Below are 23498 nucleotides of genomic sequence, written 5' to 3'. Positions count from 1 at the left end.
TCAGAGCACCGCGTTGTGGAAGTCGAAGTTCAGATCGCTGCCGGCCGACTGCACCATGTTGCCCTGGATGTAGTCGACGCCGCCGACCCACATCGCTGCTGCAGCCTGCGGATCCTCGATCTGCTGGCCGATGATCTGCAGCCCGGCGGCATGGGCCTGTTCGATCGCCTTGCGCAGTTCCTCGCGCGTGGACGGATTGGCATGGCTGCTGGAGAAGCGCGCGGCCATGCGCACGAACGACAGCGGCAGCTGGGTCAGCAGTGCATCGGCCTCGCCGCTGGGTTCGAACTGGCTCAGGCAGAAGCGGACCCCGGCACTGGCCATGCGCTGGCAGAACTGCTGCAGCGGCACGGTGTGGATCAGTGCGTCGGGCAGGCGCACGTCGATCACCAGGGCGCCGCCGGGCAGGTCACGCTGCTGCAGTGATTCCAGCAGCCAGTCGGCGAAGGCATCGCGCTGCAGGGTACGCAGCGACTGCGAGACGAACAGGTTCAGCGGCTGCGTCGCGTGCCGGTACAGATCCAGCAGGCCCAGTGCGTGGTCCATCACCTGCTGGTCGAGGTCGGCGATGCGCCCGGCGGCTTCCGCAGCCGGGATCACCTGGCCAGCCGCCAGCACCGTGCCATCGGTCTGGCGCAGGCGCAGCAGCAGCTGGTACTGCGCGGTGTTGCCCCCTGCCACGGCGACGATCGGCTGGTAGGCCAGTTCCAGCTGGCCTTCCAGCAGCGCCAGGTGTTCCTGTTCGGTGACCGCCTGGCGATGCACGTGGCCCGCCACGCCGGCGCTGAGCAGGCGTGCCTGCAGGGTGGTGCGCTCAACCGCTTCCAGCGCACTGTTGGCATCCTCGAAACCGGGCGACAGCGGCGCATAGCCGACCACGCCGCGCAGGTGCACGGATTCGTCGTCGCGGATCACGAAGGCGCGTGCCGACAGCTGCTCGCGCAGGGTGGCGGCGATGCCTTCGAGGGCGTCTTCGTCGGCGTTGCGGGCCAGCAGCAGGAAGCTGTTGTCGTTCAGGCGCGCAAGCAGGTGCGGATGGCCGGCCTCGGCCAGGCGCTGGCCGGCCTGCACCATCAGCCGTTCAAACGCGGCGTAGCCATAGCGTTCGCGCAGGCCCAGCGCACTGGCCACTTCGATGAAGAACACCCCGCCGTGATCGCGGTGGGCGAGTGCGGTGTTGAGCTGCTGCAGCACGTGGTGGCGCGTCGGCAGGCCGGTTTCCGGATTGCTGGTGGCCGGTGCGCCGGTGGCGCCCGGCAGGGTCGCGGCCTGCGCACGTGCACGGCGGATGCGGTTGGCCACCGCTGCGATCAGGTGGCGGGGCCGGATCGGCTTGCTCAGGTAGTCGTCGGCGCCGCTGTCGAGCACCTCGAACTGCCGTTCCGGATCCGGATCGCCACTGAGGAACACGATCGGCAGCAGCTGCAGGCCAGGCTGCTGGCGGATCAGCGCGGTCAGGCGCATGCCATCCAGCCCCGGCAGGTGCAGGTCCATCAGGATCAGGTCGGGGCGGTGCTCCTTGATCGCCTGCAGCGCGGCATCGGCATCGCTGTGCACGATCGCCTGCATGCCGGCGCCGTGCAGCACGCTCTGCGCGAACAGCGCCTGGGCGCGATCGTCTTCCACGATCAGCACGCGGTAGGGCGAGTCCGATGGCGGTGGGGCCAGATCGTTGTTGCCGGCTTCGGCCAGTGCGATCGGGCCGGGCAGCGGCGGCGGTGCGCCGTTGCCCGGCGCCGGGGCATCGGTCGCGATGGGCGGCGGGGTCGCAACCGTCGGTGCGGCCACAGCGGGGCTTGCCGCCTCGGGCGCCCAGCGCTGCCAATGATCGGCCGGAGGGGTTTCAGCGCGTCCCGGGCGGGCGCCCGCGGGGGATTCGTTTGCGGCCATCGGTGCTCCTGGTGTTCGCGTCCATTATGCGACAAGCCCGGTGCTCAACCGGTACCGGTGTGCCCCGGCGGTGCTGCCGATGCACCGCGCGCCAGCCAGCGCACGCCCTTCCACAGTGCGCGCCAGACCAGCCATACCAGCAGTGCGCCGGCCAGGCTGCAGGCAAGCACCACGATCAGGGCGATCCACGGGTGCGCCAGCGCCAGCGCCAGTCCACCGATCACCACGGTGTCTTCGGCCGCAGAGGCGACCCAGTTGCTGGCCGGTTCCGGCGAGGTGTTGAGCAGGGCGCGGGTACCGGCCTTCAGGCCATGGCTGGCCAGGGCGACGCCGGCACCGGCGGCGAGCGCACCGGTGCCCAGCTGGCCATCCGGCGACAGCGTGGCCGCCGCGAGGAATGCGCCGGCGGGTACGCGCGCGAGCGTCTGCACAAGGTCCCAGACCGAGTCCACGCCGGGGATCTTGTCGGCGAAGAACTCGGCGACGGCCAGCGCCGCCGATGTGCCCAGCACCCACCATGATTCAGTGGCCTGCAGGGCGGGGGGCAGGTCGACCCAGCCGAGCAGGCCGGCCAGGCCGACACCGAACACGGTGAGGTAGACGCGGATGCCGGCCAGCCAGGCCAGCAGGATGCCGATCACGAACAGGTGGGCTTCGGTCATGGCGGTGCTCCGGCGACGGAACTGTGCAGGGGGCCACACTATCGACGATGGCGTGCCTGAACGCCACAGACCGTGGCCGGCCACTGCGCAGGAAACCCACCCGTCCTGTCATACACTAGCCCGTCGTTTGCCACAGGGGCCGTACCGGTGTCGCCCTTGCGATACCCCGGAAACCACCCATGACCAACCGTCCTCCCATGCGCGTGCAGGTTCGCCTGCCCGGCTCGCCGCAACCGCCTGCCGACCGCCGCCGCCTGCTGGTGCTCGGCGGCATCTGGCTGCTGAGCCTGGTGCTGGCGGTGCTCGGCGGCTGCTGGATGGCCACGCCGCGCGATGCCCAGGGCCAGCGCCTGCAGGCCGCCGAGAAGCGTGCCGAGACGCTGCAGGCGCAGCTGACCGAACTGCGCCAGAAGCAGGCCACGCTGGAAGCCTCCGACCGCATCAGCCGCGCCGCCAACACCGAGGTGCAATCCTCGCTGGCCGAGCGCGATGAGGAAATCGCCGGCCTGCGCGCCGACGTCGCCTTCTATGAGCGCCTGGTCGGTTCGACCAGCCAGCGCAAGGGCCTGAATACCCACTCGATCGAGTTCAGCCCGGGAGCAGCCGGCACCTGGCAGTACACCGCCGTGCTGACCCAGAACCTCAACCGCGGTGCCATCAGCCAGGGGCAGATGCGCTTCACCGTGGAAGGTGTGAAGAACGGCAAGCTGGCCACGATCAGCTGGGATGATCTGCACCAGCGCAGCAAGGTGCCGGGACAGGATTACTCGTTCCGGTACTTCCAGCAGCTCACCGGCAGCGTGATGCTGCCGGCTGACTTCACCCCGCAACGCGTGCGGGTGACATTGGGGAGTGGTACGGGGGGTACCACCCAGGTATTCGACTGGAAACAGGCCGGTGCGCCGGCCAGCAAAGGGGAGTAGGCAGATGTTCGGAAGCAGCAAATCCAACCGTGAAGGCCAGCTGGTGGTGGATGCCCTGATCGGCAACCAGGTGGTGATCCGCGGTGATGTGGAATTCAGCGGGGGCCTGTATGTGGAAGGCCGCATCCACGGCAAGGTGATCGCCGCCGAAGGCGCCAGTGGCGCGACCCTGACGGTCGCCGAGCATGGCGTGATCGAGGGTGAGATCCGCGCCCAGGTGGTGGTCATCAGTGGCCGCCTGGACGGCGATGTGCACGCCACCGAGAAGGTCGAGCTGACCCCGAGCGCACGGGTCAATGGCAACGTCCATTACCAGGTGGTGGAGATGAATGCGGGCGCCCAGCTGAACGGCCGCCTGATCCACGCGAGCGCGCCGATGGCGGCCCTGCCGGCGCCGGAAGGCGACGACGCCAATGATGGCAAGGGCGACACCGCCGCACGCCGCAAGCTGGCCGAGGCGATGGCTTGAAAGCCATCGCCGGCACCCCCATGCTGACACCATGAGCACGCTAGTCTCCCTGCCCGGCGCCACCCAGGTTGCCGCGCCCGATTACCAGTCGCTGGAGCGCCCGCTGAACTTCACCGAGTCAGCGGCCGCCAAGGTCAAATCCCTGATCCAGGAAGAGGGCAACCCCGACCTGGCCCTGCGCGTGTACATCGAGGGAGGTGGCTGTTCGGGCTTCCAGTATGGGTTCGAGTTCGACGAGAACCGTGCCGAAGACGACCTGGCGGTACAGACCAGCGGGGTGACCCTGCTGGTCGACCCGCTGAGCCTGCAGTACCTGATGGGCGCCGAGGTGGATTACACCGAAAGCCTGACCGGTGCCCAGTTCGTGATCCGCAACCCGAACGCGAAGACCACCTGCGGCTGCGGCAGCAGCTTCAGCATGTAGGCAGGGCGCGGGGCCCGCCCCCCTGCGCGACAAGGTGTGTGGAGCAAGCTCCACCCCCATAGCTGGTTTGCGCAAAGTCTGCGGCTTGCCACCCGCATCGATTGACGGCACGCTTGCCGGATGCCCAATACTCCTTCGCCGCTTTCCGGTTTCGCCTTCGTTGGCGAACCGCTGGAGCGCGCCGATGCCCTGCGCGAAGATGCCGATGCACTGGCGCGCCTGTGGCCGGGCGCGCGTATTCTCGTGCTGGATCAGGACGGCAGCGCCTTCACCAGCGATGACGATCAGCCGCTGGCACTGACCGGCGCCGACATCGGTGGCGGCCCGGGTGCCGCGATCTTCCTCGGCCTGCGCGGGGAGCAGGCGTGGTTCTCGGTTGAAGCCGCCAACGTCACCATCAGCGCACCACGCCGGCTTGATCTGCGCCAGGCCGCATTGCTGTGGTCGATGGCCGATGCGACCGCTTTCAGCTATGCCCGCGGCATGTCGTACTGGCACTCGCGTACCCGCTTCTGCGGCGTGTGCGGCGGTGCCGTGGCGTTTGCCCGTGGTGGCTTCGTCGGCCGCTGCGGGCAGTGCGCCACCGAGCATTACCCGCGTGTCGACCCGGCGGTTATCGTGGCAGTGGAGAACCAGGGCCGCTTGCTGCTGGGCCGGCAGTCGAACTGGGCGCCGCGCCGCTACTCGGTGCTGGCCGGCTTCGTCGAACCTGGCGAGACCTTCGAGCAGACCGTGGTGCGCGAAGTCCATGAGGAAAGCAAAGTGCGGGTGACCGCCTGCCAGTACCTCGGCTCGCAGCCGTGGCCGTTTCCCGGCGCGTTGATGGTCGGGTTCCGTGCACAGGCGCAGGACGACCTGCCGACCGTGGATGGCGAGCTGGAGGATGCGCGCTGGTTCAGTGCTGAAGAGGTCGGCGCTGCGCTGGCACGCGATGTGGAGGACGATGGCCAGGGCATCCGCCTGTCGCCGCCGATCTCGATTTCGCGGGGCCTGATCGAACACTGGTACCGCCAGCACAAGGGCTGAACCCGGCCGGCTGCGGCGCCTGTATTGCCGCCACCTGAACACGGCCCGGGTTACAGTGCGGCTCATCGCGGAGGGCGCCGCTGCGACAGGTAAGGTAGCGGCGCCGAGCGTTCTGTTTCGTAGGGAGACCTGCCATGTTCACCACTCTGGCTGCCGTGCTGGTGGCACTGGCCCTGGGCCACGTTGCCCCGGCCGCTGCGGCCTCGCTGCGCCGTTTCGACGGTTTCCGGCGATGGCTGGGCTGGCTGGACGCGCATGGCGGCAGGGCCTGGCAGGGCGTGGCAGGCGTCGCGCTGGCGCTGTTGCCGCCGTTGCTGCTGATGGGCGTGGTGGCGTGGCTGCTGCGCGGAGTGCTGTTCGGCCTGCCATCGCTGCTGCTGGGCGTGGCGGTGCTGGCCTGGTGCTGGGGGCCACGCGACCTGGATCGTGATATCGAAGCGATCATCGACGCGGACGACGCCGCGACGCGGCAGGCCGCCGCGCGCAACCTGCAGGCCGCCGGTGGCAGCCTGCGCGAGGATGTGCCGTCGCTGGTCGAGGCGACTGTGCTCAATGCGCTGCGCCGCTGGTTCGCGGTGCTGTTCTGGTTCCTGCTGCTGGGCCCGGCCGGTGCGCTGGGTTACCGGCTGCTGGCGCTGATGGCGGAGAGCCCGATGCGTGCACGCGTGCCGGTGGAGCCGCTGGCGTTGGCGCAGCGCCTGTTGGGATGGATCGAGTGGCCGGTGGCGCAGCTGATGGCGTTTTCGATGGCGCTGGTGGGCAACTTCGATACGGCGTGGAAGGCCTGGCGCCAGGCCCATGGCGAACGCCTGGCGGGCGGCATCGGTTTCCTCGGCGCGGTGGCGCGGGCCAGTGTCAACGCTGAGCTGCGCGAGGATGCGCACGATTACACCGAGGCCGGGTTGCTGCCGGTGTGGCAGCGGCTGCCGGACCTGCGTGATGCGATGAGCCTGGTGTGGCGGATGCTGCTGCTGTGGCTGGCGATCCTCGCCCTGCTGGTGATTGCAGGCTGGGTGACGTAGTTGCTTTGCAGGGCTTGCAGCCCTGCACCTGCAGAGGCCAACGCCAAAGCCAAAGCCAAAGCCAAAGCGGCTCTGGGTTGCTGAGGGTTGGGCGGGGCGGTGTGGGGCTGCAGGACACGCCGTAAACCCGTCCCTGGGGGCTCGATGGCGCCATCCATGGCGCCAACGGTCCTGCAGCCCCACACCGCCCCACCCCCGACAGTTCCCGGTGACGGTGGGTCAACTGCGACTGCCGGTGGGTGTCGACCTTGGTCGACACGGTAGATCCACGCCATGCGTGGATGCGGAGCGAAGCGATCCGCTTTCGCTTTTGATCTTCTTTTTCTTTTCCGTGGTGGACGCACACGGAAACTGTCCGTGGCCGGGCGGTGTGGGCTGTGCAGGGGTGTCTGCGGCATGGATGCCGCGGACAAGCCCCCATGGATGGGTTTACGGCGTCCCCTGCGCAGCCCACACCGCCCGGCCAGATCCCGTATCAATGCACTCGCCCACCACGAGGGGCTGCGCCGTTGGCTGGAAACCTAGATCGGTGCCAGTGCGGTGAACGGTGCCCACGGCAGGTTGCGCAGCAGCGCATACCCGGGCAGCACCCAGAGCCAGAACGTGGGATTGGCCAGCACCCGCATCAGCGGGTCGAGCACGCGCGGCCGGATGCCGGCGACGTTCAGCAGCATCAGCAGCAGGAAGGGCACGCTGATGACCAGCAGCGGGTTCATCGCCATCGCGCCGGGCAGGTCGAAATGGACCAGTGAATAGAGGCAGCGGGTGCTGCCGCAGCCCGGGCAGTACAGGCCGGTCAGCGCGTACAGCGGGCAGCTCGGCAAAGGATTGCCGGCGACATACGGATTGACGTTGCGCAGCACCACCGCGGCACCTGCGGCCAGGCCGGTGGCGGCCAGCAGCGGTGCCCAGCGGGCGAGTCGGGAGCGGGCGGGAAGTGCGGACATTGCAGCAACGGATCCGGCGCGGACGCCGGATCCGTCCACGCGGATCAGTAGCCGCCGTTGCTCATCGCACCCATGCCGCCGAGAGCGACGATCAGGATGCCGTACAGCACGCCGACCACGACGGCGGCGATGGCCGACCAGATCGCCCACTTCTTGGCCTTGGCGGCGGAGTCCTGGGCACCGGCGATGTCGCCAGCGGCCAGCTTGCCGTTGACCTGGGCGGCATAGACGATCGACACGATGCCTGCCGGCAGGCAGCAGAACAGGGTGCTCAGGATGGCCCAGACCAGATTGTTCGGGACCTGCGGAGTGGCGGTGTTCATGGGTTCAAGCTCCTTGATGGGTGGTGGTGGTGAATCATTGGTCGGAAAGAGCGCCCAGTACGGCCAAGCCGCCGAACAGCCCGAACCACAACAGCAACAGGACCGGCAGGGCCACGGCCGAAGCCACCGCCCACCAGCCTGCCTTGCGCGACGCGCTGTAGGCCCCCGGCAGGTCGCCGGCGGCGCGGCGGCCATCGACCTGGGAGGCATAGACGATCGACACCACGCCCAACGGCAGGCAGCAGAACAGCGTCGTCAGGATCGCCCAGACCAGATGGTTGGGAATGTAGACCGGACGGCTGAGCGGTGGCGGTTGATTCAAAGCGAGACTCCGTTCCTTGGTGGCCGGCCCCTGGTGCATTGGCCGAACCTCCCCCCTGTGGGTGCGTAATCTACCTCAACCCGCGCTGCATGTATGCGGTTACAGCCAGATACTGGCGTGTATGGCCATTGATTTGACGCATCTGACAGGCCTGTGTGATGAAACAGAGGCCGTCTTCCCAGGGGGATGGGGCTGTCGTTTGGACGCTTTACCCGCGGCCCTGCGGTCGATCAGGCGTGATCACCACGCAGGACCCGCACCTGGGCCTCCAGCACCGGGGCGCTGGTGGTGTGGCCATCCACGGCCGGCGCTGCCACCACCTCGACCGTGGCGCGGAAACGGCGCGGCACGCGCATGCGGCCAAGGCGGCTGTCGCGGCGGCTCCACATGCTCGACCACATGCCGCGCAGCGCCATCGGCACCACCGGAACCGGCCGCCGCTCGAGGATCTTCTCGACGCCGGACTTGAACGGCGCCATCTGCCCGTCGCGGGTCAGCGCGCCCTCGGGGAAGATGCAGACCAGTTCGCCTTCGGCCAACGCGGCGTCGATCTCATCGAACGCGCGTTGCATCAGCGCCGGGTCTTCGCGCGCCCCGGCAATCGGGATCGCCTTGGCGGTCCGGAAGATCCAGCGCATCACCGGGATATTGAAGATCTTGTAGTACATGACGAAGCGCACCGGGCGCGGGATGGTCGCCGACAGGATCAGCGCGTCCATGTAGCTGACGTGGTTGCAGACCAGCAATGCGGCGCCTTCGTCCGGCACGTTGGCCTCGATGCCGTGCGGGCGCAGCCGGTACAGGGTGCGCACCATCAGCCAGCTGAGGAAGCGCATCAGGAATTCGGGGACGATGGTGAAGATGTAGATCGCCACCAGTGCGTTGGCGATGGCCAGCGCCAGGAACTGCTGGGGAATGGTCCAGTGCAGCAGCTTGTGCGCGGCCAGCGACAGCAGCGCCGCAGCGACGATGAAGCCCGAGTTCTGGATGTTCAGTGCGGCGAACACGCGCGACATCTGCGCCTTCGGCGTGCGGCTCTGGATCAGTGCGAACAGCGGTACCACGAAGATGCCGGTGAACAGGCCGATGCCGATCAGGTCGATGACGATGCGGAGGCTGCCGGGCTGCTGCAGGAACGGCCCGATGGTCAGGCCGTGCACCGTCGCTTCGCCGCTGCGGGCGAAGTACAGGTCGAGCAGGAATGCGGTCATGCCGAACGCGCCCAGCGGTACCAGGCCGATTTCCACCGTACGGGCTGACAGCTTCTCGCACAACAGCGAGCCGACGCCGGTGCCGACCGAGAACAGGGCCAGCGCGAAGATGTACAGGGTCGGCTGGCCGCCCAGGTTGGTCACCGCGTAGGCCGGCAGCTGCGAGGTCAGCACGGTGCCGACGAACCAGAACCAGGACACGCCCAGGATCGAGTTGCGTACGGCCTTCTGCTGGCGCGCCATGCGCAGTACCGCCAGCGATTCCGGCAACGGGTTCCAGTTGATCTTCAGGTTCGGGTCGCCGGCATCGACCTTGGGGATCAGGCGGGCGGCGATGTTGCCGCAGATCGCCAGGGCGATGATCGCGCACGCAGCCACCACCGTGCCGTGGCTGCCGGCCACGGTGAACACCAGGCCGCCGACGATCATGCCGGAGAGGATCGACATCGAGGTGCCCATCTCGACCAGGCCATTGCCACCGGTCAGCTCTTCGGGCCTGAGCACCGACGGCAGCACCGAATACTTCACCGGGCCGAACAGGGTCGACTGCATGCCGGTACAGAACAGTGCGACCAGCAGCACCGGCAGGCTCTGGGTGAGGAAGCCGGTGGCCGCCAGCGACATGATCACGATCTCCATGCTGGTGGTGATCACGATCAGCCGCGATTTCTCCAGTTTGTCGGCGATCTGCCCGGCCAGCGCCGAGAACAGGAAATACGGCAGGATGAAGATGGCCGGCGCCAGCGTGGCGTACAGCCCCAGTTCCTCCTCCGGCACGGCCATGAACAGCAACATGCTGATGATCGCCTGCCGGTACACGTTGTCGTTGAAGGCACCGAGCGCCTGGACCACGAAGAACGGCAGGAAACGGCGCTGGCGCAGCAGGGCGAACTGGTTGTGACCGGACATGGAACCTCCTTGACCGGCGCAGCCTAGCATTCCTGCCTATCCGCTGTGGGTGCGGACCTGTGGGTGCGGACCGTTGGTCCGCACACTTTGAAAGGTGTCAGACGATATCGTCGACCACGCCGCCATCCACGCGCAGCGCTGCACCCGAGGTCGCCGAGGCCTGCGTCGAGGCCAGGTACACCACCATGTTGGCCACTTCCTCGACCGTGGCAGTACGCTGGATCACCGAGGACGGCCGGTGCGCCATCACGAACTCGCGGCCGATCTGCTCCAGCGGCTTGCCACTGCGCCGGCGTTCATCCTCGAACATCGCCGCGAATCCATCGGACAGGGTCGGGCCGGGAAGTACCGCGTTGACGGTGACGCCACTGCCGGCCACGCGCTTGGCCAGGCCGCGCGACAACGACAGCTGCGCGGTCTTGCTGACCCCGTAATGGATCATGTCGGCGGGGATGTTGCGCGCCGACTCGGAGGAAATGAACAGCACGCGGCCCCAGCCGGCATTGACCATCGCCGGCAGCAGCGCACGCGACAGGCGCACGCCGGACATCACGTTGGTCTGCCAGTAGCGCTCCCAGGTCGCGTCATCGGTTTCGAAGAAATCCTGTGGGCCGAAGATGCCGGCGTTGTTGACCAGGATGTCGACCTTGGGCAGGCCGGCCAGCAGTGTTTCGACACCTGCTGCATCGGAAAGATCGGCAGCGACACCCAGCACGTCGGCACCCGGCACGGTGGCGAGCAGGTGGCGCCGGGCGCGCTCGACGCTGTCGGTGCTGCGGCCGTTGAGAATGACGCGCGCACCTGCGGCGGCCAGGCCCTGGGCAATCGCAAGGCCGATGCCGGCGGTGGAGGCGGTGACCAGCGCGGCACGGCCGCTGAGTTCGATTTTCATGGCGATGATCCGGAGCGGGGGATTGCCCAGTATCCGCGTGGCCGCGTGATCGAACTGCAGCGCTGGATGCAACGCGCCGTTGCACACGGTGCAGCGGATCCACGCCATGCACGGATGGCGTGCCAGATTCAGCGGTGAGGGATCAGGCCAGGCTGGTCACCGCTTCATTGGCCGCTGCCCGCACCTTCGGCAGCAGCCGCAGCACCAGCGCCATCTGCGTGCGGATCAACTGCAGCTTCGGCGGCATCGCCTCGTCGATCTGCTCCAGCTCGGCGGCTACCGCACGGTCAGCGTCGTTGTCGTCCTCGCTGACCGGTTGCCGCGCGGTCAGGGCCATCGCCAGCTGCTGCAGCGCCTTGCGCACGCGCTCACCGGCTGCCAATGCCAGCGGGTCGCCAGCATAGCTGTCCACCTGGTCGCGATGCGCGCCCAGCGCCGACAGATGGCCGAGCAGCGTGTTGGACAGCGCCAGGAAATGGAAGCCGGCATCCAGATTGCGGCGCACATGGCCGGGTTCGCGCAGCATGTTCGACAGTGCGGTGGACAGCGCGGCATCGGCGTTGTGCATGTCGCGCCGCGCGATGCGGTAGGCCAGGTCGTCGCGCATGCCGCTGCGGTACTGGCCCAGCACCGAATCCAGGTAGCGAGCCGCAGTGTCCAGCACGCGTGCCAGGACGAGATGCAGCTGCCGGCCCTGCCAGTCAGGCAGGATCAGGAATGCGGCCGCCGCTGCGATCGCGCAACCCAGCACCGTATCGACCATGCGCGGCACGATCAGCACGAAGCCATCGCCGATCAGGTTGAAGCAGGTCAGTGCCATCACCGTGATCGCCGCCGACGCCACCAGGTAGCGGTCGGTGCGGGTGAAGAAGAACAGCAGCGCAGAGAACAGGGCGATCAGCAGCTGCACGTGCAGCTGCGGGAACAGCTGCAGCAGCGCCCAGGTCAGCACCAGGCCGGCCAGCGTGCCGACGATGCGCTGCGCCAGGCGCTGGCGGGTGGCGCCGAAGTTGGGCCGGCACACGAACACGATGGTCAGCAGCACCCACGAGCCGTTCTGTGCATTGAACAGGCGGATCGCTGCAAAGCCGGCGATCAGCGCCAGCGCCATGCGCAGTCCGTGGCGGAACAGCACCGAGCCGGGCGTAAGCTGCTGGCGGATGCGCACGCCCATCTCGCGCAGGGTGTGCGGGTTGCTGTCGCGCAGGCGGGTATCGACGTTGTCCAGGCTGGCCTCGGAGCGCTCGGCGTCCAGCAGCCGGCGCTCGATGCTGCGCAGGTTGTGCACCAGCAGGTCCAGCGAGCCCAGCAGGCGCTGCCATTGCGGCCGCTGCTGGTCGCGCAGGTAGGCCAGCGCATCGGCCAGGTCGCGCCCGGCCTGCTGGTTGCTTTCGCCGTATACGAACGGACGGCGCAGGCGGATCGCCTCGCCCAGGCGGGCACAGGCCTGTCCCTGCAGGTCGAGCAGGCGCTGGCAGCGGTACAGCACGTCGCTGTGGAAGAACGCATCGACCAGCGCGCCGTACGGGTAATGCGAGGAACTGGCGCGCTCGTGGAAATCCTGCGCCATGTAGTACAGGCGCAGATACAGGCCGGAATTGACGCCCGGCCGGCCGGAGCGGCCGAAGCGGGCCAGGATTGCGGTCTTGGCCTCGTTCAGCGCGCCGACCACGCGCCGGTTCTGTTCGGCCAGGTCCAGCTGGCGACGCTGAAGGTCGGCCTCGCGCACCGGTTCGAACAGCGCGGCCTTCAACTGCAGGTAGCGGCCCAGTTCCACATACAGGCGCGCCACCCGTTCGCGCACCGGTCGGTTGGCGAACAGCGCGGTCCACAGGATCGACAGCAGGCCGTACCAGACCGCACCGGCCAGCAGGTGGCTGACCGCCTCCAGCGCACTGTGAAGGTCGCTGGCGCCGTGCTGTTCGAGGCCGATCATGGTGTAGATCGCCAGCGTCACCGTGGCCTGGGCGATGGACGCATAGCGCTCGCCGAGCGCACCGAGCAGGGTCAGGCCGAAGGTGGACAGCGCCAGCGCGCCGATGAAGATCCACGGCCACGGGAACAGCCAGATCACCGAGGCCGCAGCGATGCAGAAGCACAGCAGCGACAGCGCCACGGCCTTGGTCCGGCCCCACCAGTTGTCGTCGGTCTCGGCGATGGCGCTGGCGATGATGCCGAGGAACACGCCGGGCAGGGCCGTAAGCGCATCCAGCTGCCAGCACACCGCCAGCGCCGCGGTCAGGGCGATGAACACCCGCAGGCCGTAACTGGCCTTTTCGTGGGCCCACAGGCGGCTGAGGCGGGATTGTCGGGCGGACATGCAGGCTCGGTGGAAGGGTCTTCCACCATTATTGCGGGCCTTGCGTGAAATCCGGTAGCGCCGCGCCATGCGCGGCGAGCGCGCAGCGCGGCGTGAAACGCAGCCGCCGGGCATGGCCCGGCGCTACCGAGGCCCGTTACATTTCGAACCGCACGCTCACAGCGAACGTGCGCGGCAGGCCGGCGCCGGCGTTGGACCAGTACTTCCGGTTGGCCAGGTTCTCGACGCTGGCGCGCACGGTCACCGGGTGGCCGGAGGCGAGCAGGCGATAGCCGATGCCGGCATTGACCAGTGTGTAGTCGGGCAGCTTCAGGGTGTTGTCGGCGTCATACCAGACATCGCCGTAGTAGCGCACGGCGGCGTAGGTCTCCAGCCCATCCACCCATGGCAGCTGGTAGGTGGCATGCAGTACCGCGCTCCAGCGCGCAGCACCCGCGGTACGGTTGCCTTCCTGTGCGGCGCTGGCCGAGGACAGCTTGTCGTAGGTCGGGTCCAGCCAGGTGACGCCACCGCCGATGTTCAGTGCATCGGTAAGGTGCAGGTCGGCACTGGCCTCGATGCCTTCGTACAGCGTGATGCCGTCCTGTACCAGGCGCTTGCCGGCCGGCGTGAGCGCATCGATGTTGGCGCCACGCTCCAGCCGGAACGCCGCAAGGTTCGCATTCCAGCGTGCCGCCTCGACCTTCGCACCGATCTCGTACTGCTTGCTGATGGTGGGATCGAGCACGTCGCCGGCATTGATGTAGCTGTTGCCTACGCGGCTGCCTGCTTCCAGCGATTCGATGTAGCTGGCATACAGGGTGACCGCTTCGCTGGGCTTGAACATCACGGCGTAGGTCGGGGTGACCGGGTAGGTGTGGTATCGCCCCTTGGTTTCGAAGTCGTTGTAGCGCCAGCCTGCCAGCACCGACCAGCCGCTGCCGAGGTTCACCGTATCGCTTGCGAACACCGCCTGCTGCACCGTCTCGTTACCACGGGTCATCACCCGCGAACCGACGGCGTCGTGGCGGATGGCATGGCGCTGGTACAGGTTGGCGCGGCCGATCAGGTTCCACTCGTAGGGACGGTCCCAGCCCAGCCCGGTCTGGTGGCTGATGCCCGCCACCACCTGATGCTGCAGCGGACCGGTGCGGAAGCTGCCCTGCAGCATGGCCTGGGCCAGCTTCCACTCGCTCTTGCCCCCCAGTTCGTAGACGTTGACGTCGTAGTCGCCGTTGAGATCGTCGATGTAGGCGAAAATCTTGTTGACGTCATTCCATGAGGTGGTGACGCCATAACTCAGGCTGGCCTTCCAGTCACTGTTGATCTGCCAGTTCAAGCCGGTCGACAGCAGGCTGGATCGGGTGTCGTAGTAGGTGCCGGGTACGCTGTTGTCGGTATCTCCGGCGATCGGCCGCGGCAACGAGGTCAGGCCACGGAAGTAGTACTGCGGCGATTCCTCGCGCAGGTCGCGCGACTGGAACACACCGTCGAAGGTCCAGGTGAGTGCATCACTCAGGCGCGCGTCCAGCGACAGCGCGCCCACCTTGCGATCGACATGCCCGCCGTTGAAGGTCTCGCCCTTTTCCTGGAAGGCGTTGAAGCGGTAGCCGAACATCTGCTCGTTGCCGAAGCGGCCGCCAACGTCGATGCCGCCGCTGACGACGCCCTGTTCGCGCCAGCCCAGCTGGGCGGAGAAGGTGGGCGTGTCGGTCGGCTTCCTGGTGATGTAGTTGACGATGCCGCCAGGGGTGCCGAAGCCATACAGGAATCCGCCCGGGCCTTTCAGCAGATCGACCTGTTCCATCACTTCCAGCGGCCATTCGGTGCCCCAGGAAGAGACCTGCAGGCCATTGACCCGGTAGCTGTCGTAGTTCAGCTCCAGGCCGCGGTTGCGGATGGGCGAGCTCCAGCCACTGGCATAGGCGCTGACCTGGGTGCTGACCGAGGGGTCGAGCAGGAAGGCTTCACCCAGCGAGACCACCTGGCGCTGCTCGATCTGCTCGCGGCCAACGGCGGTAATCGCAAACGGGGTATCGCGCAGCGCACGGTCGCCCAGTGCGCCGGCGTCGGTATGGGTGCGTTCGGCGGTGACTTTCACCGTATCCAGATCGGTGGCGCTACGACTGCCGGCCGGCGCTTCGGCGTGGGCGGTACAGGCGGCGGACAGGGCTACGGCCAGCAGGGCCAGGCGGGGAGAACGGGAAGGCAGCATCGATGGTGGTCCTCGACGGACGGCCACGGGCCATCCGCCCACGGGTGGGGGAATGTGCAGTGGCTGGGATCACGCAGGCTGGCCGGAGATGGCAGCGGGGCGCCGCGAACGGGCGCAGGACCATGGCTGGATGAGAATTGTTCTCTTTTCGTTACGGCGCGTCAAACCCGGAGGCGTGCGGACCAACGATCCGCACCCACCATCCGCACCCACGGTAGCGCCGGCCGCTGGCCGGCGGATCCGATCAGGCCCGCTGCGCGCGCTTGAGCAGCTTCGCTTCGCGCTTGCGTGCGCGGCGTGCCCGCCAGCGTTCGGCCAGGCAGGAGAAGATCACGTACAGCGCCGGCGTGCTGAGCAGGGTCAGGCTCTGCGAGAACAGCAGGCCGCCGATCATCGCGATGCCCAGCGGGCGGCGCAGTTCGGACCCTTCCCCCAGGCCGATCGCCAGCGGCACCGCCGCCAGGATGGCCACCATCGTGGTCATCATGATCGGGCGGAAGCGCACGATGCTGGCCTCGCGCGCGGCGTCGCGCGGTGCCAACCCATGCTCGCGCTGCGCCACCAGTGCGAAGTCGATCATCATGATCGCGTTCTTCTTGACGATGCCGATCAGCAGTACCAGCGCGATCATCGAGATCACCGACAGTTCGGTGTTGGTGCCGAACAACGCCAGCAGCGCACCGACGCCCGCCGCCGGCAGCGTGGACAGGATGGTGACCGGGTGGATCAGGCTCTCGTAGAGCATGCCCAGCACCAGGTACACGGTCAGGATGGCGGCCAGTACCAGGATCAGCATGTCGCTGGGATCGGAATTGAAGCCGAAGCCCGCATCGTCGGCCAGGCGGATGTCGCCGGGCATGCGCATGCCGGCTACGGTCGCATCGATGATCGCCTTGGCCTCACCCATGCTCACGTTCGGCGCCAGGTTGTAGCTGAGGTCCATCGTCGTGTACTGGTTTTCGTGGGTGATCTGCGAGGGTGCCAGGCCGGGCATCTGGGTGGCCACCGCGGTGATCGGTACCATGTCGCCGTTGCGCGCACGCACGTACACCTCATCCAGTGCCGCCGGGGTGGCGGTCTGCGAGGGCAGCGCATTGACCACCACGCTGTACTGGTTGATGTCCGAATAGATGGTGGAGATCTGGCGCTGGCCGAACGCACCGTACAGCGCGCCGTCGATGGCACCCACGGTGATGCCCAGGCGCGCGGCCTTGGCACGGTCGATCTGGATGTTCTGGCGCAGGCCGGCATTGTCCACGTCGGTGCCGACATCGCGCAGCTTCGGGTTCTTCTTCAGTTCCGCCTGCAGCTTGGGCAGCCATTCCTGCAGTGCGGCGAGGTCATTGCCCTGCAGGGATATGCGGTACTGCGCGCCCTGGCTGGAACCGCCGCCATCGTTGCTGGGCAGGTCCTGGATCGCGCGCAGGCGCAGTTGCAGGTCCGGATAGCGGTCGGCCTTGGCACTGAGTCGCGCCAACGCATGTGCCGTGGTTTCGCGGCGGCCGTCGCTGCGCGACTTCAGCTCGATGTTGAACTGTGCGCTCGAGCCTTGGCGGCCGCTGCCCAGGCGCACACCCACGGTCTTCACCGCCGGGTCGGCCATCAGCATGTCGGTGATGCGGCGTTGGCGGGCGACCATGTCCTCGAAGGAGACGGTGGCACTGGAGTTGGCGCGGCCCCAGATCAGGCCGGTGTCCTGCGGTGGGAACGCGCCCTTCTTCACCGCGCCGAACAGGAAGATGGTGACGCCGATCAGGATCAGCGGCGTCAGCGACAGCAGCAGCGCGTGGCGCAGCGAGAAGTCGAGGAACACGGTGTAGACGCGCAGCATCCGCTCGTGGCCGGCATCCAGCCAGCGGCCGAAGCGCGACGGCGGTGCAGCATGATCGTGGGCGCTGAGGAAGCGGCTGCACAGCGCCGGGGTCAGTGTCAGCGAGACGATCATCGAGACCACGATGGCCGCGACCAGGGTGACGGTGAATTCGCGGAAGAACGCGCCCATCATGCCGCTGGCGAACAGCAGCGGGATGAACACCGCCACCAGCGAGGCGGTGATCGAGACGATGGTGAAGCCGATCTCGCGCGCCCCGGTCAGCGCCGCCTGCATGCGCGGCATGCCCTCGTCGAGATGGCGCATGATGTTCTCGATCACCACGATCGCATCGTCCACCACGAAGCCGATCGCGATCACCAGCGCCAGCAGGCTCAGGTTGTTCAGGGTGAAGCCCATCACGTACATCACCAGCGCGGCACCGGCCAGCGACAGCGGCACGGTCACCGCGGCGATCAGCGTCGGTGCCAGCCGGCGCAGGAACAGCGCCATGGTCAGCACCACCATCGCCAGGCTGATCAGCAGGGTGATCTGCACTTCATGCAGCGACGAGCGGATGGTCGGCGTACGGTCGAAGTACGGTGTCATCGTGGTGCCGGGCTGCAGGTAGTCGCGCAGGGTTGGGATCTGCGCCTTGACCCGGTCCACGGTCTCCACGATGTTCGCGCCGGCACGGGTGAACACGTACATCACCACCGCCGGTTTGTGATCGAACCACGCGGCCTGGTAGGCATCCTGCTGGCCGTCGTAGACGTTGGCGATGTCCTTCAGGCGGATCACCCGGCCATCGCCCTGGGTCTTCACCACCAGGTCGGCGAAGTCGGCGGCGCGTGCGACCGAATCGTTGGCGATGATCGCGGTGGTGGTGTTGCCATCGCTGAGGAAGCCGGTGGGCGAGGTCACATTGGCTGCACGCACCGCGTTGCGCAGGTCATCGGCGGTCAGGCCCAGCGCGTTCATCAGGCGCAGGTTGACGTCCACGCGCACCGCCGGCGTCGAAGCGCCAGCGATGTCGACCGAGGCGACGCCGCTGATCTGGCGGATGCGCTGCGCCAGCAGCGAGTCGGCGACGTTGTACAGCTCATCGGCCGACTGCGTCTGCGAGGTCAGCGCGATGGCGATCACCGGATCGTCGTTCGGGTTCGCCTTCTGGTACATCGGCGAGCCCATGCCCGAGGGCAGGTCGGCCTGAGCCGAGTTGATCGCCGTCTGCACGTCCAGTGCCGCCGAATCGATGTTGTGGCCGCTCTGGAAGATCATGAACACCAGCGAGCTGCCTTCCGAACTCGATGAGCGCATGCGGTCGATGCCCGGCAGCTGGCCGAGATGGCGTTCCAGCGGCGCGGTGACCGTGGAGGCCATGGTCGCCGCGTCGGCGCCGGACTGGCTGGCATGCACGAAGATCACCGGGATCTCGATGTTCGGCAGTGCCGAGACACCCAGCCGCAGATAGCAGATCAGGCCGACCATGAACAGGCCGATGGCCAGCAGCGCGGTGCCGATCGGGCGGCGGATGAAGGGGCCGGACAGGTTCATCGTGCGGCCCCCCGCAACAGCGGGGCGAGGATCATGCCTGCGGCTCCTGCAGCGAGCCGTTGCGCAGCGCACGCTGCTCGCGCCGGCGCGCAAGCCACTCGGAGAAGCGCTCCATGTACAGGTAGATCACCGGCGTGGTGTACAGGGTCACCAGCTGCGACAGCAGCAGGCCACCGACGATGGCGATGCCCAGCGGGCGGCGCAGCTCCGAGCCGATGCCGGTACCCAGTGCCAGCGGCAGCGCACCGAGCATGGCCGCGGCGGTGGTCATCATGATCGGGCGGAAGCGCAGCAGGCAGGCACGGCGGATCGCCTCGTGCGCGTTGGCACCAGCGCGGCGCGCCTCGATCGCGAAGTCGACCATCATGATGCCGTTCTTCTTGACGATGCCGATCAGCAGCACGATGCCGACGATGCCGTCCACCGACAGGCTCAGGCCACACAGCATCAGCGCCAGCAGCGCGCCTACACCAGCTGGCGGCAGCGTGGAGATGATCGTGATCGGATGGATGTAGCTCTCGTACAGCACGCCCAGCACGATGTAGATCACCACCAGCGAGGCCAGCAGCAGCCACACCACATCGGTCTGGCTGCCGGTGAACTCGGCGGCCTTGCCGATGAATTCGGCATGCAGATGGGCCGGCATGTCCAGGCTGTCCTTGGTTTCCTGGATGGCACGTACCGCATCGGACAGCGAATAACCGGGCGCGACGTTGAACGAGACCGTCACCGCCGGCAGCTGCTGCTGGTGGCTGACCAGCAGCGGCGCACTGCTGACCTTGCCTTCGGCCAGTGCCGACAGCGGGATGATGTTGCCGGCGCCGACGGTGATGCCGGTGTTCTGCGCGCCGATGCCGGTGGCGGTCGACGAGTTCGACGAGGTGACCTGGCCGAAGCTGGTGGCATTGGTGCCGGTCAATGCGCCGGCACCGTTGGAGGCCACGGCCAGCTGCTCCATCAGCGCGGTGCTGGTGCGGAACTCCGGCGCCACTTCCAGCACGACGCGGTACTGGTTGAGCTCTGTGAAGATGGTCGAGATCTGGCGCTGGCCGAATGCATCGTAGAGCGTGTCGTCGATGGTCTGCATCGGCACGCCCAGCACGCTGGCCTTGTCGCGGTCGATGTTCAGCTCCAGGGCGCGGCCCTGGTTGGACAGGTTGTTGTCGACGTCAGCCAGTTCCGGACGCTTGCGCAGCGCTTCGGTCAGGCGCGTGGCCTGGCTGGCCACCGTCGCCGAATCCACGTCCGACAGCGAGTACTGGTACTCGGTGGCGGCCACGCGGGTATCCAGGGTCACGTCCTGCACCGGCTTCAGGTACAGCGCCACGCCCGGAATGCCGGCCACCGCCTTCTGCAGGCGCGGCAGGATCTCGTCCAGGCCATCGCGCTGGCTGCGCTCCTTCAGCACGATCGACAGCTGGCCCTGGTTGAGCGTGGGGTTCATGCTGCCGGCACCGATGAACGCCGACACGCCGGTCACATCCGGATCGTGCCGCAGTGCCTCGGCCACCTGCTTGGTGCGCTGTTCCATCTGCGGGAAGGCGATGTTCTGGTCGGCCTGTACCACGCCGGTGATCAGGCCGGTGTCCTGCTCGGGCAGCAGGCCCTTGGGAATCAGCAGGTACAGCAGCACGGTCAGCACCAGCGCGCCGCCGGCCACAGCCAGGGTCAGGCGCTGGTGTCCAAGCACCCAGTCCAGGCTGTGTTCGTACAGGCCGACGGTGCGCGTCCACAGGTTCTGCTTGCCGGCGGCCGCCGCGCGCTCATGCGCGTCCTCGCCCTCGGGCAGGGCATCGGGCTTGAGCAGGTAGGCGCACATCATCGGGGTGAGTGTCAGCGAGATCAGCATCGACAGCACCACCGCGATGCTCAGCACCCACGCGAACTCGTGGAACAGGCGGCCGGTGACGCCGGGCATCAGCAGCAGCGGCAGGAACACCGCCACCAGCGAAACGGTCAGCGACAGCACGGTGAAGCCGATCTGGCGCGCACCGATCTCGGCCGCTTCCTTGCCACTCTTGCCCTGCTCGATGTAGCGCACGATGTTCTCGATCATCACGATCGCATCGTCGACCACGAAGCCGGTGGCCACCACCAGCGCCATCAGCGAGAGGTTGTCCAGCGACATGCCGGCGAAGGCCATCACCGCGAAGGTGCCGGCCAGTGACAGCGGTACCGCCACCGACGGAATGATCGTGGCCCACAACCGGCGCAGGAACACGAAGATCACCGCTACCACCAAGCCGATGGTCAGGATCAGGGTGAACTGCACTTCATGCACCGAGGCGCGGATGGTCTCGGTGCGGTCGTTGAATATCTCCAGGTGCACGTCGGCCGGCAGCACGCCCTGCAGCTGCGGCAGGATCGCGCGGATGCGCTCAACGGTCTGCACGATGTTGGCACCGGGCTGGCGGCGCACTTCCAGCAGCACCGCCGGCTTGCCGTCGGCCCAGGCGGCAAGCTGGTCGTTCTCCACGCCATCGATCACCTCGGCCACGTCCGACAGCCGCACCGGGCGGCCGTTCTTGTAGCTGATGATGGTGTCGCGGTACTCGGCGGCGCTGGCCAGCTGGTCGTTGGTGCCGATGCTGTAGGACTGCGTCTTGCCGTTCAACGAGCCCTTGGGCGCATTGACGTTGGCCTGGGTCAGCGCGCTGCGCAGCTGCTCCAGGGTCAGGCCCATGTTCGACAGCTGCGCCGGGTTGACCTGGATGCGCACGGCCGGGCGCACATTGCCGGCGATCGAAACCAGACCGACGCCCTGCACCTGCGACAGGCGCTGGGCCAGGATGGAGTCGGCGTAATTATTGACGTCGCGCAGCGGACGCGTGTCGGAGGTCAGCTTCAGGGTGACGATGGCCGCGTCGGCCGGGTTCACCCGGTTGTAGACCGGCTGGTAGGGCAGCGACGAAGGCAGGGTGGCCTGGCGGATCGCCGCCTGCACGTCCTGCGCGGCGATGTCGATGTCGCGGTCCATCGAGAACTGCAGGATGATCGTCGACAGACCCGCCGACGAGTCGGAGGTCATCAGTTCCAGCCCGGAGATCTGCCCGAACTGGCGCTCCAGCGGGGTGGTGACCAGCGAAGCCATGGTGGTGGCGTTGGCGCCGGGGTACTGGGTGGTGACCACCAGGCTGGGCGCATCAATTTCCGGCAGCGCCGACACCGGCAGCTTGCGATAACCGAGGATGCCCAGCAGCAACAGGCCCGCCATCAACAGCGAGGTGGCGATCGGGCGGCGGATGAAGATCGTCGAAAAGCCCACGGACTGATCCTTGCTGGCACTTCAATGTCGGCGCCGGCAGGTTCGCCGGCGCGAGGGAGGTCAGTAGCCTGCGCTCAGCGCGGGCCACCACCGCGACGGCCACTGCCGCCGTTCTTCTGCTCGGCGGCCTTCAGCTCGGCCTCGGTCGGTGCGGCGGGGGTCTCGCCCGGCTTCAGCGCGGTGACCTTGCTGCCCGGCTTCAGGCGGAACTGGCCTTCACTGACTACCCGCTCGCCGCCCTTCAGGCCTTCAGCGATCTGCACCTGGCTGTCGCCCACTTCCACGCCGCTGCGCACGGTCTGCATCTTTACCGTGTTGTCGCCCTGCACGATGTAGACGTACTCGCCGTCCGGGCCACGCAGCACCGCCTGGGTGGGGATGACCACGCCGCCGGCGATCGTGCGCAGCTGCATGCGCACGTTGACGAACTGGCCCGGCCACAGGCCGTTGTCGGCGTTGTCGAACAGGGCGCGCGCCTTGAACGTGCCGCTGTCGGCACTGATCAGGTTGTCGACCACGTCGAGCTTGCCGTCGCCGGACAACACGTGCGAATCGGCACGGTCCAGCGCGGCCACCGGCACCGTGCCGGCGGCCTGCGCCTGGCGCACGTCGCCGAGCTGGCGCTCGGGCAGGTTGAACAGCACGTGGATCGGGTGGATCTGGGTCAGCGTGACCAGCGCGGTACCTGCGTTGACCACGTTTCCAGCATCGACCGCGCGGATGCCGGCGATGCCGGAGATCGGTGCGGTGACCTTGGTGTACTGCAGCTGCACCTGTGCCGAACGCATGCTGGCCTCGTTCGCTGCGACTGCGCTTTCGTACTGTGCCACTTGGTTTCGCTGTGTATCCAGATCGGTCTTGGCGACGTATTGGCGATACTCAGGCGCGTTCGAGCGCTGGAAGTTGGAGCGCGCGGTGGCCAGCAGGGCTTCGTTCTGGCGCTTGGCCGCAGCGGCCTGGTCGTAGCTGGCCTGGGCCGTGCGCGGATCGATCACCGCCAGCACATCGCCCTGCTTCACTTCCTGGCCTTCGCGGAAATTCAGGCTCATCAGCTGGCCGCCGACCTGCGGGCTGACGGTAACGGTGTTCATCGCGGTCACCGTACCCAGCGCGCTGGCATACACCGGCACGTCCTGGCGCGTGGCATCCACCACGGTCACCGGCACCGGGCCGGCATTCGGATCCTCGCCGCCCTGGCGCGCCCCCGCAGCTGGACCACCGGCCTTGTCCTTGCCTCCGCCCATGACGCGCAGGCCGACCACGGCCAGCACCAGCACTGCCACGACCAGCAGCACGATCTTCCAAACACGTGACATTACGAGGACTCCGAGA

Annotated in this window: 17 protein-coding genes; 5 read left to right on the top strand and 12 right to left on the bottom strand. The window is 67.5% G+C overall.

The window, feature by feature from the left end:
- Both CCR98_RS19060 and CCR98_RS19055 read right to left on the bottom strand, forming a co-directional pair.
- Positions 1-1890 carry an EAL domain-containing protein gene (locus CCR98_RS19060; RefSeq protein WP_087923825.1) on the bottom strand — a complete coding sequence of 630 codons (1890 nt, stop codon included), beginning with the start codon at positions 1888-1890 and terminating at the stop codon, positions 1-3.
- Positions 1891-1934: 44 nt separating this feature from the next.
- Positions 1935-2552: a DUF4126 domain-containing protein gene (locus tag CCR98_RS19055; RefSeq protein WP_005419792.1), complete on the bottom strand. Its 618-nt coding sequence runs from the start codon at positions 2550-2552 to the stop codon at positions 1935-1937.
- Positions 2553-2731: 179 nt separating this feature from the next.
- Here CCR98_RS19055 and CCR98_RS19050 point away from each other — a divergent pair, with 179 nt between their 5' ends.
- The 5 genes from CCR98_RS19050 (at position 2732) to ampE (ending at position 6416) form a co-directional block, all read left to right on the top strand.
- Entirely contained in the window at positions 2732-3475 is a 744-nt protein-coding gene (locus CCR98_RS19050; protein WP_087923824.1) for a DUF6776 family protein, read from the top strand.
- 4 nt (positions 3476-3479) lie between these two features.
- Positions 3480-3944 (top strand): polymer-forming cytoskeletal protein, encoded by a 465-nt coding sequence (locus CCR98_RS19045; protein WP_014038728.1) that lies wholly within the window; start codon positions 3480-3482, stop codon positions 3942-3944.
- Between the two features lie 31 nt (positions 3945-3975).
- Positions 3976-4368 (top strand): iron-sulfur cluster insertion protein ErpA, encoded by a 393-nt coding sequence (gene erpA, locus CCR98_RS19040; protein WP_087923823.1) that lies wholly within the window; start codon positions 3976-3978, stop codon positions 4366-4368.
- Positions 4369-4488: 120 nt separating this feature from the next.
- Positions 4489-5394 carry an NAD(+) diphosphatase gene (gene nudC, locus CCR98_RS19035; protein WP_087923822.1) on the top strand — a complete coding sequence of 302 codons (906 nt, stop codon included), beginning with the start codon at positions 4489-4491 and terminating at the stop codon, positions 5392-5394.
- 134 nt (positions 5395-5528) lie between these two features.
- Positions 5529-6416, top strand: a complete 888-nt coding sequence (gene ampE, locus CCR98_RS19030; protein WP_087923821.1) for a regulatory signaling modulator protein AmpE — start codon at positions 5529-5531, stop codon at positions 6414-6416.
- 521 nt (positions 6417-6937) lie between these two features.
- Here the strand turns inward: ampE and CCR98_RS19025 are convergent.
- The 10 genes from CCR98_RS19025 to CCR98_RS18980 form a co-directional block, all read right to left on the bottom strand.
- Positions 6938-7363, bottom strand: coding sequence for a DUF2752 domain-containing protein (locus CCR98_RS19025; RefSeq protein WP_087923820.1), 426 nt, complete (start codon positions 7361-7363; stop codon positions 6938-6940).
- A 44-nt stretch (positions 7364-7407) separates the two neighbouring features.
- Positions 7408-7686: a CD225/dispanin family protein gene (locus tag CCR98_RS19020; protein ID WP_087923819.1), complete on the bottom strand. Its 279-nt coding sequence runs from the start codon at positions 7684-7686 to the stop codon at positions 7408-7410.
- A 34-nt stretch (positions 7687-7720) separates the two neighbouring features.
- On the bottom strand, positions 7721-8008 hold the full coding sequence (locus tag CCR98_RS19015; RefSeq protein ID WP_005419784.1) for a CD225/dispanin family protein: 288 nt from the start codon (positions 8006-8008) through the stop codon (positions 7721-7723).
- A gap of 230 nt (positions 8009-8238) precedes the next feature.
- Positions 8239-10128: an MFS transporter gene (locus CCR98_RS19010; protein ID WP_087923818.1), complete on the bottom strand. Its 1890-nt coding sequence runs from the start codon at positions 10126-10128 to the stop codon at positions 8239-8241.
- 97 nt (positions 10129-10225) lie between these two features.
- Entirely contained in the window at positions 10226-11020 is a 795-nt protein-coding gene (locus tag CCR98_RS19005; RefSeq protein ID WP_087924240.1) for an SDR family oxidoreductase, read from the bottom strand.
- Positions 11021-11162: 142 nt separating this feature from the next.
- Positions 11163-13340 (bottom strand): YccS family putative transporter, encoded by a 2178-nt coding sequence (gene yccS / locus CCR98_RS19000; RefSeq protein ID WP_087923817.1) that lies wholly within the window; start codon positions 13338-13340, stop codon positions 11163-11165.
- Between the two features lie 136 nt (positions 13341-13476).
- Positions 13477-15534, bottom strand: coding sequence for a TonB-dependent receptor (locus tag CCR98_RS18995; protein ID WP_087923816.1), 2058 nt, complete (start codon positions 15532-15534; stop codon positions 13477-13479).
- 244 nt (positions 15535-15778) lie between these two features.
- The gene (locus CCR98_RS18990; RefSeq protein WP_087923815.1) at positions 15779-18901 is read right to left on the bottom strand and encodes an efflux RND transporter permease subunit; all 3123 of its coding nucleotides are present in this window, start codon (positions 18899-18901) and stop codon (positions 15779-15781) included.
- A gap of 31 nt (positions 18902-18932) precedes the next feature.
- Entirely contained in the window at positions 18933-22166 is a 3234-nt protein-coding gene (locus CCR98_RS18985) for an efflux RND transporter permease subunit (RefSeq protein WP_087923814.1), read from the bottom strand.
- A gap of 74 nt (positions 22167-22240) precedes the next feature.
- Positions 22241-23482 carry an efflux RND transporter periplasmic adaptor subunit gene (locus CCR98_RS18980; protein ID WP_087923813.1) on the bottom strand — a complete coding sequence of 414 codons (1242 nt, stop codon included), beginning with the start codon at positions 23480-23482 and terminating at the stop codon, positions 22241-22243.
- Positions 23483-23498: the final 16 nt, after the last annotated feature.

This window comes from Stenotrophomonas sp. WZN-1 (assembly GCF_002192255.1).
In the GTDB taxonomy this organism is placed as follows: Bacteria; Pseudomonadota; Gammaproteobacteria; order Xanthomonadales; family Xanthomonadaceae; genus Stenotrophomonas.
The sequence above is the reverse complement of the archived record's forward strand: the minus strand, read 5'-3'. Positions and strand labels throughout refer to the sequence as shown.